General features: G+C 62.4%; 10 protein-coding genes. All 10 read right to left on the bottom strand.

Translation table 11 applies throughout. The features are described 5' to 3' along the window. The coding region (gene madL / locus AC1DLB_RS15780; protein WP_477785254.1) for a malonate transporter subunit MadL at nucleotides 1–408 on the bottom strand (408 nt) is incomplete at its 3' end. A gap of 66 nt (nucleotides 409–474) precedes the next feature. After that, entirely contained in the window at nucleotides 475–1,386 is a 912-nt protein-coding gene (mdcH, locus tag AC1DLB_RS15775; RefSeq protein WP_477785253.1) for a malonate decarboxylase subunit epsilon, read from the bottom strand. Continuing rightward, nucleotides 1,383–2,003 (bottom strand): malonate decarboxylase holo-ACP synthase, encoded by a 621-nt coding sequence (locus AC1DLB_RS15770; RefSeq protein ID WP_477785252.1) that lies wholly within the window; start codon nucleotides 2,001–2,003, stop codon nucleotides 1,383–1,385. The genes mdcH and AC1DLB_RS15770 overlap by 4 nt, the downstream gene beginning before the upstream one ends. Continuing rightward, on the bottom strand, nucleotides 1,997–2,800 hold the full coding sequence (mdcE, locus tag AC1DLB_RS15765) for a biotin-independent malonate decarboxylase subunit gamma (RefSeq protein WP_477785251.1): 804 nt from the start codon (nucleotides 2,798–2,800) through the stop codon (nucleotides 1,997–1,999). The genes AC1DLB_RS15770 and mdcE overlap by 7 nt, the downstream gene beginning before the upstream one ends. Continuing rightward, entirely contained in the window at nucleotides 2,797–3,660 is an 864-nt protein-coding gene (locus tag AC1DLB_RS15760; protein WP_086944413.1) for a biotin-independent malonate decarboxylase subunit beta, read from the bottom strand. The genes mdcE and AC1DLB_RS15760 overlap by 4 nt, the downstream gene beginning before the upstream one ends. Next, entirely contained in the window at nucleotides 3,653–3,952 is a 300-nt protein-coding gene (locus AC1DLB_RS15755; RefSeq protein WP_007941972.1) for a malonate decarboxylase subunit delta, read from the bottom strand. The genes AC1DLB_RS15760 and AC1DLB_RS15755 overlap by 8 nt, the downstream gene beginning before the upstream one ends. Then, nucleotides 3,952–4,839 carry a triphosphoribosyl-dephospho-CoA synthase gene (locus AC1DLB_RS15750; RefSeq protein ID WP_477743626.1) on the bottom strand — a complete coding sequence of 296 codons (888 nt, stop codon included), beginning with the start codon at nucleotides 4,837–4,839 and terminating at the stop codon, nucleotides 3,952–3,954. Before AC1DLB_RS15750 ends, AC1DLB_RS15755 begins: the two co-directional genes overlap by 1 nt. After that, on the bottom strand, nucleotides 4,839–6,509 hold the full coding sequence (mdcA, locus tag AC1DLB_RS15745; RefSeq protein ID WP_477785250.1) for a malonate decarboxylase subunit alpha: 1,671 nt from the start codon (nucleotides 6,507–6,509) through the stop codon (nucleotides 4,839–4,841). The genes AC1DLB_RS15750 and mdcA overlap by 1 nt, the downstream gene beginning before the upstream one ends. Nucleotides 6,510–6,539: 30 nt before the next feature. Then, complete coding sequence (locus AC1DLB_RS15740; protein ID WP_086944411.1) at nucleotides 6,540–6,938, bottom strand: hypothetical protein; 399 nt, start codon at nucleotides 6,936–6,938, stop codon at nucleotides 6,540–6,542. After that, a partial coding sequence (locus AC1DLB_RS15735; protein ID WP_477785249.1) for a nucleotidyltransferase domain-containing protein occupies nucleotides 6,901–7,445 on the bottom strand: 545 nt, incomplete at its 5' end. The genes AC1DLB_RS15735 and AC1DLB_RS15740, both read right to left, overlap by 38 nt.

Genomic DNA, 7,445 nt, shown 5'->3' with positions numbered 1-7,445 from the left:
TCCTACTGGCGTGCCGACCGGTGTTATGTCCACCGGTTCATCGGGCAAGGGTTCGCCTTTGTGGGTTCGGCTGATCAACGCAATGGTGCAGCCGCAGAGCACCACCGAACCGATCGCCGCCAGCACCGCCACCGGGCCGCCGTGCAGGGCGGTGACCACGTTCTGTTGCGCCGCCATGGCAACCACCACCGGAATGTACATGGCGCCCCAGAAGCCGACGCCCATCTCGCAATCCTTGGTCATGCCGCCGCGTTTTTGCATCCACAACCGCGCGCAAATCAGCAGGATCATCGCGATCCCGACCCCGCCGACGTTGGATTTCACACCCAGCAACACGCCGAGCATGTCACCCATGATCACCCCTGCCAGCGTACAGATCGCCAACAGCGCCACACCGTAAATAATCATTGTTGTAGTCCTCAAAGTGCATCGTCGGAATTGTTGTTTTTGTAGTTCGCAACCTGAGTCGGTGATCTAGGGTTGGCGGCTTCCCTCCTCACGCAACAGTGCCTGCAAGGTATCGAGCCGTGCACCGTCATAGGCAATCACGGTGCCCTGCTCGAACACCCGGCGCGCCAGCCCGGTCAACACCGCACCGGGCGGCAGTTCGATCTGTAAACGCACGCCGCGCTCGTAAGCGCTTTGCACCGTACCGCGCCAATCGACGACGCGGCACATGTTGAACGCCAGGTCGTCGCGCAAGGCATCCGTGTTGATGACGGGCCGGGCTCGACTGCCGCTCAGGTAACCCAGGGTCGGCGTTTTCAATTGCACCTTGGCGAAGGCTTCGGCCAGGGTTTTCGCCGGTGTTTCCAGCAGCGGGCAATGGGACGGCACGCTGACCGCCAGACGCTTGGCCAGACCGGCGCCACGGCTGCGCGCCAGGTCGGCAACTRCTTTCATCGCCGAATCACTGCCAGCAATCACCACCTGGTTATCGGCGTTGATGTTGGCCAGGTAAACCGGTGTATCAACACTGTGAACCTGCGCCAGCAACCCTTCCACCGTCGCCAATTCCAGACCGATGATCGCGGTCATGCCGTAGCCCTGAGGATAAGCCTGCTGCATCAGCTCACCGCGCAGGCTGACCAGATGCAGCGCATCACTGAAACTCAAGGCGCCCGCAACCACCGCCGCCGGGTAGGCACCGATGGACAGTCCCGCCACGTAATCCGGTGCCATTGATAACTGACGCGAAGCGGCGACGCCGGCAATCAGCAGGCACAGCTGAACCGCCCTTGTCGACTGCAACGCCTCGGCAGAATCGAGCAGCAAGACGTCTTCGCCAAGCACCTCGCTGGCCTCGATCAGCGTTTCCCAAGGTAAACGATGGAGCATGCCCGGCTGCTGCGCGCCCTGGCCGGGGAACACCAGCAAGCTGCTCACGCTGCTTGCTCCTGCGGGTYCCAGGGATCGTTGACCAAACACGCTTCATGGGCGTTTTTGAGTAGAACCCGTTGCGACGGGCTAGCCCATTCGCGCAGGGCGACAGCGCCATTCGGCGCCTGCAATTGCATGTCCACCAAACACTCGGCGCTGCCGAGAAGCATCATCAATGCCCGCGCTTGAGTACGGCTCAACGGCTGCGGTGTACGCAGGATCAAGTCGAGGTCGCTGCGCTCATGGAGCGCCGCAAAACCGCTGGCCAATTCGAACCCGGCGCTGCCGCTGACACCCCACACCCAACCGCAGGCGTCGAGCATCGGCCGCAGTTGCGCCAGCGCTCGCAGGGCCGGCAGGTCGCGAGTCGACTCTGCATGGCAAAGGTCTTCCGGCCTTACCCGATTCGAAATCACCGCGATCGCCATCGACGTTGCATAACGCTGCTCGCGCAAGCGCCCACGCACCCCGACCGCGATCTGATCCGGCGCGGTGATCGCGCGCCGGACTACCACCGGCTGACCCGCGCTGATCGACTCGACCACCCACCCAGGCGCATCCGCCGGCAACTGCTCCGGGGTCATCCCCCAAAGCAGGTCGTGGGCCAGAAACGTTTTCACCACTGCGCTCTCAGCAGTTGACGAACCTTGCTCGACGCTGCGCGGTTACTCGCGCCCAAGCGGCTGCTCAGATCGCGACCGCTGGTAGCGACATCGCCAATCGCCTGGTTCAGGCATTCATTCACTCGCGCCAAATYTGCTGCGGTCGGCTGCTCGATCTGCTCCACCGACAAGGTTTCCCAGAGCAACCCCAGGCTGGCAAAACTATCGATGTCATAAGCCATCGGTGGCACGCTGGCGGCCAACGCCTCCAGCTCTTCGACACTGCGCAACGTCACCCGCGCCGCCGACGCCTTGCCCATCGCATGCACCATCACCCCCGGATCGCGCAACGCGATCAGCCGGTTGGCCTGATACCCGTGAGCCAGAAACGCCCCGGACATCGCCTTGCCCACCAGCAAACCGATCACCGCATGGCCGGCCAGTCGGGCGCGGGCATAACTGTCCGCCGCACCGGCCAGGGCCTGATGAATGCCAAGGGCTTCTTCGCGCCGACCGTAAGCCTGACTCGGCACATCGACGATGGCGATCAAGGCGCGTTTGTGCGCTTTGTCAGCATCAGCGGTGATGACGTCATCCACCGCCTTGGCCAACCCCCAGCCTTCCAGCAGCCCGACCTCGCCATTGCGCGCACGAACGAACCGGTTGTCAGGATCAGCCACCACAGCGATGAAGCGAACGGGCCGGTCACCCAAGACGCCGTCAGCCACTTTCAATGAAGCCGGCAAACCCTCCACCGGTTTTGCGCCTGCACTCAAGGCGTTGAACCAGTTCAGGCCTCTGAGGGAATACGTGCTCATGAGCGCTCTCCTTGATACAGATCGCGAACCACTGACGGCTCGATTTGCGGTGCGGCGTCCAGACGAGCCAGCCGTTGCAGGTACAACTCGGCCTGACGACTGCGCTGCTGCGCTGGCAAACCGCGCTTGAGCAATTGGCTGACCTGTTGTTGCACCTGCGCCACATCGTCGGCAACAAAACTATCCACCAAACCGCTGGCGAAACGCTGCTCGCCACCGGTCAGGCTCCAGATGAAAGGACGATCCCGGGAGTCGTATTCCTCAAGCCCGGCTTCCTGTTCGATCACTTGCGGACCGTTCAGGCCCAGGCGCGCCTCCTGGGTCACCAGCAAATAGCTGCACAGCCCGGCAGCAATCGACATCCCGCCAAAGCAGCCGACGCTGCCAGCGACCACGCCAACCACGGGTTGGTACTGGCGCAGATCGACGATCGCCGCATGAATATCGGCAATCGCCGCCAGCCCGAGATTGGCTTCCTGCAAACGCACGCCGCCGGTTTCCAGCAGCAACACGGCACGGGTGGGAATGCCTTTGCGGTTATCCTCGGCGGCCAGTTCCAGCGCACCGGCAATCTTCGCCCCGCCGACTTCACCCAGGCTGCCGCCCTGAAACGCGCCTTCGATGGCCGCGATCACCACCGGCAAACCGCCAATGCTGCCCTTGGCGATCACCACCCCGTCATCGGCTTGCGGCACCACGCCCTGGCGCGACAGCCATGGCGACATGACGCGCTGAAACGGGTCGAGCAATTCGCGGAAGGTGCCGGCATCGAGCAGCGCTTTTGCCCGTTGCCGGGCACCGAGTTCGACGAAGCTCTGCCTTTCAAGGAATGGGTTGAGAAGCGCTGCGCTGTCAGTCATGACCGATCTCCTCAAAGCCCTGTTCCAGACGCAAGCGCACCACGCCAGGGGTGGCGCCGAAATCGTGGATATCGATCGCCATCGCCGGCGGCGTCTGGCCATCGAACATCCGCGCGAACAGATGCTGCCAGCGTTGTTCGCTGCCATTGACCGAGGTCTGCACCTGGATCGTCAACTTGCCCGCCAGCCCTGGTTCGATCAGCACTTCCAGATCGCCCGAGCCCACACAGCCCACCAGCGCCCTGCCCCGTGGCGGCTGCCCGGCGGGGAATTCAAAGGATAAGGTTTCCATCAAAACGCTCCCTGGGAGATGCCGTCGCGCGACTCAATGCGGTCGATGAACAGGCAGGCTGCGAGCAAGTCCGCAGCGCCACCGGGCGAGGCATTCAACGCGATTAATTGTTGGTCCAGCTCATGCAAACGACGGCGACCGGCGAGGCTGGCGCTGCCGCCGGCATCGAGCACGGCTTGCGCGCCGAGTTGCATGGTGTGCAGGCCTTGTTCGCCTGCGCGGTAAAGGACGCAGGTGTCGGCCAGTGTCGTCATGATCGCCAGCAGAGCATCGAGCCGGGCGTTCTGTTCGCCATGGCCTGCAGCACGGCTGCGTTTTAGTTGCGGCAAACCACGGTGCAGCACCGCCGGGAAACCAAGCTGCGCCTCTTCACGGGCACCGCGAACGCCGTAGCGTTGGGCGACCTGGGCACCGTGGCTTAAAGGACGTGGCGAGTAACGGTCGTCGAGCAAGGCCAGGCGTGCAGCGCGCAAAGCGATTGAGCTTGCGGCACAGGATTCAGGTTCCAGCGCGGCGGCAGTGACCAGAAGCCCCAAGGCCCAGATCGCCCCACGATGGGTGTTCACGCCGCCCGTAGTAGCGAGCATCACTTGCTCGCCTTCACGACCAATGCACCCGACAGCTTCACGCAGGGGCAGGCCGACTTCGCCGAACTCGATGGCCGCGTCCGCCATTGCCTTGAACGCCGGCCACAGGGACAACGCCGAAGCGTGCATCAGCCCGAGGTGCAAATCGGTGTGCGCACCATTGCCGCGACGGTCCACCAGCGCCGGTTTCGGCGACAGGTCCGCTTCGTCGATCAGCGCGTCGACCGCCAGGTCCGCCAGCCGTTCGGGCATCGACAAGGGCTGGGTTAACGTTTTCGGTTGCAGGTTGAATACGTGCATTACCAGCTCCTGAACTTGGCGGGCGGGTTGTAGAGGCCACCGGACCATTCCACCAGATCGGCCACGCTTTTCGCTGCGAGCAGTTCGCGAGTGGCGTCGGTGCGGCGGATGCCGAGGTCTTCGGGCAAGGCGATCAGGCCTTCGCGGCGCATGCGCGCGGTGTCTTTGGGGTTGTGGCGCAAGCCGATGGCGGTCACCCCGGCGACAGCAGCGATCRTCGCCTGGCGCTCTTCGAGGGAGCGAGCCTTGTACAAGTAGGCAATGCCTTCTTCGGTGAGCAGATGGGTGACGTCGTCGCCATAGATCATGATCGGCGCCAGCGGCATGCCGCTTTTCTTCGCCACCTCCACCGCGTCGAGGGTTTCGACGAAGGTCGGTTTGCCGCCCTCCTGGAAGGTCTCGACCATCTGCACCACGAGTTTCTTGCCGCGCTCGAGCATCGGCTCGGCCGCGTCGGTGTGGCGCATGTCGAGCCAGGCTGGCGTGCCGTGACGACGCCCGCGCGGGTCGTGCCCCATGTTCGGCGCACCACCGAAACCGGCCAGGCGACCGCGAGTCACTGTCGAAGAATGACCATCGCCATCGACTTGCAGGGTCGCGCCGATGAACAGGTCCACCGCGTATTGCCCGGCGAGCTGACTGAACATCCGGTTGGAGCGCAAGGAGCCATCGCGACCGGTGAAGAACACGTCAGGCCGGGCGGCGATGTAGTTTTCCATGCCCAGTTCGGTGCCGAAGCAATGCACGCTTTCGACCCAGCCACTTTCGATGGCCGGGATTAGGGTTGGATGCGGATTGAGCGTCCAGTTGCGGCAGATCTTGCCCTTGAGGCCGAGGGACTCGCCGTAAGTCGGCAGGATCAATTCGATGGCGGCGGTGTTGAAGCCGATGCCGTGGTTCAGCGACTGGACGTTGTGTTTTTCGTAGATCCCGCGGATCGCCATCATCGCCATCAACACATGCACAGGCTTGATGTGGCGTGGGTCGCGGGTGAACAACGGTTCGATGTAGAACGGCTTGTCCGCCACCACCACGAAATCGACCCAGGACGCGGGGATATCCACGCGCGGCAACTCGCTGACATCGTCCACCAGTTGATTGACCTGGACGATGACGATGCCGTCGCTGAACGCCGCCGGTTCAATCAATGCGGGCGTGTCTTCGGTGCTTGGGCCGGTGTAGATGTTGCCCGCACGGTCGGCCATGAAACCGGCCGAGAGCACGACGTTGGGGATCAGGTCCACCACCAGCCGCGCATAGAGCTCGATGTAGGTGTGGATCGCGCCGATTTCCAGCAAACCGTCTTCGAGCAACTGGCTGATGCGCAGGCTCTGGGTACCGGCGAACGAGAAGTCGAGCTTGCGGGCAATGCCGCGCTCGAACAGGTCCAGGTGCTCGGAACGCCCGACACTGGGCATGATCATGTGCAAGTCATGCAGCTTGCCCGGATCGGCCTTGGCCAGGGAGCGGGAAAGGAAATCCGCCTGCTTCTGGTTATTGCCCTCCAGCACCACACGGTCGCCGGGCAAGATCAACGCCTCCAGCGCCGCCACGATCTTGTCGGTGGGCAACACCACACCGTCGGCAAGCCCCTTCACCAATTCGAGACGCCGCTGCTTTTCGCTGCGCCGCCGCGTCCATCGCGAGTCGGGGGATATTGTTGTTGTCATGACCACTCCACGGGTTCGCTGTCGTGGGAGTCACCTTAGGAGTGTTGGGTGGGGGGCATCAATCAAGCAGAGAGACGGATCATTACGCTGACCGTAATGATCGAACACCGCCAGGTTTCGTCGCTCATGACACAGGGCGAATAGCCGAACCTGTACTTTGCCAATATCAGCGGTATGAACCAGGCACTGAAACACCAGATAGCGTTTGTCTGAACGGTAGCCGCACAAACGAAGAGCCGTCAGTGCAAGGGCATGGGCAGCGTTGTATGCCAGGTCGAAACGACTCGCGAAGGAAAGTGAAGACGTTTGGGCGTCCTTCAATCGATCCACAGCCGAACGCATCAGCCCTTCGCATTCCTTGCGATCCGGCGGCTCAGCTTTCAGTCCACCACTACGTAACAGGTTTTCCAGGTTCTCGTTGCTGCCCATCCTTGGACTCCAAAGGGTTTGCCCCCATCAGATTGATCTTGTCCTGCTGCGCTACCCGCACGACAAAACTATTTTCAGCCGCCAGTTTTGCGGCCCAGTCGTCGGGGGTGTAGAGCGTCGGGTTGAGGACGCGGCCCAACTGCTCCTCCATTGGTATAAGCCGCTCCATCACTTCACTGTAGTGCAGGCCCTCGCCGATCAGCATGAGATCAATGTCACTGGATGCGTTTGCCTGATCCTTGGCGATAGAGCCGTACACAAATGCCCAGGTGATCTGTTCGGCAAAGGGTTGAAGCGCCTGACGCAGAGGCTCGGTAATACCAAAGGTTTTGCGGGCAATGCCCAGCAGTTCGGCATAGATCGGGCAGTCGGGATTGGCTTGATAGTGGGTCTGGTTGCCCTGACGGGTCATGGTCAGCACGCCTGCCCGCTGCAACCGATCCAGCTCGCGCATGAGGCTGCCTTTACCCACTTGAGCCCAGCGGGCGATCTCGTTGGCGTAAAAAC

It is taken from the genome of Pseudomonas sp. 05N434 (assembly GCF_056396965.1).
This window is presented reverse-complemented; position numbering and strand designations above follow the sequence as displayed.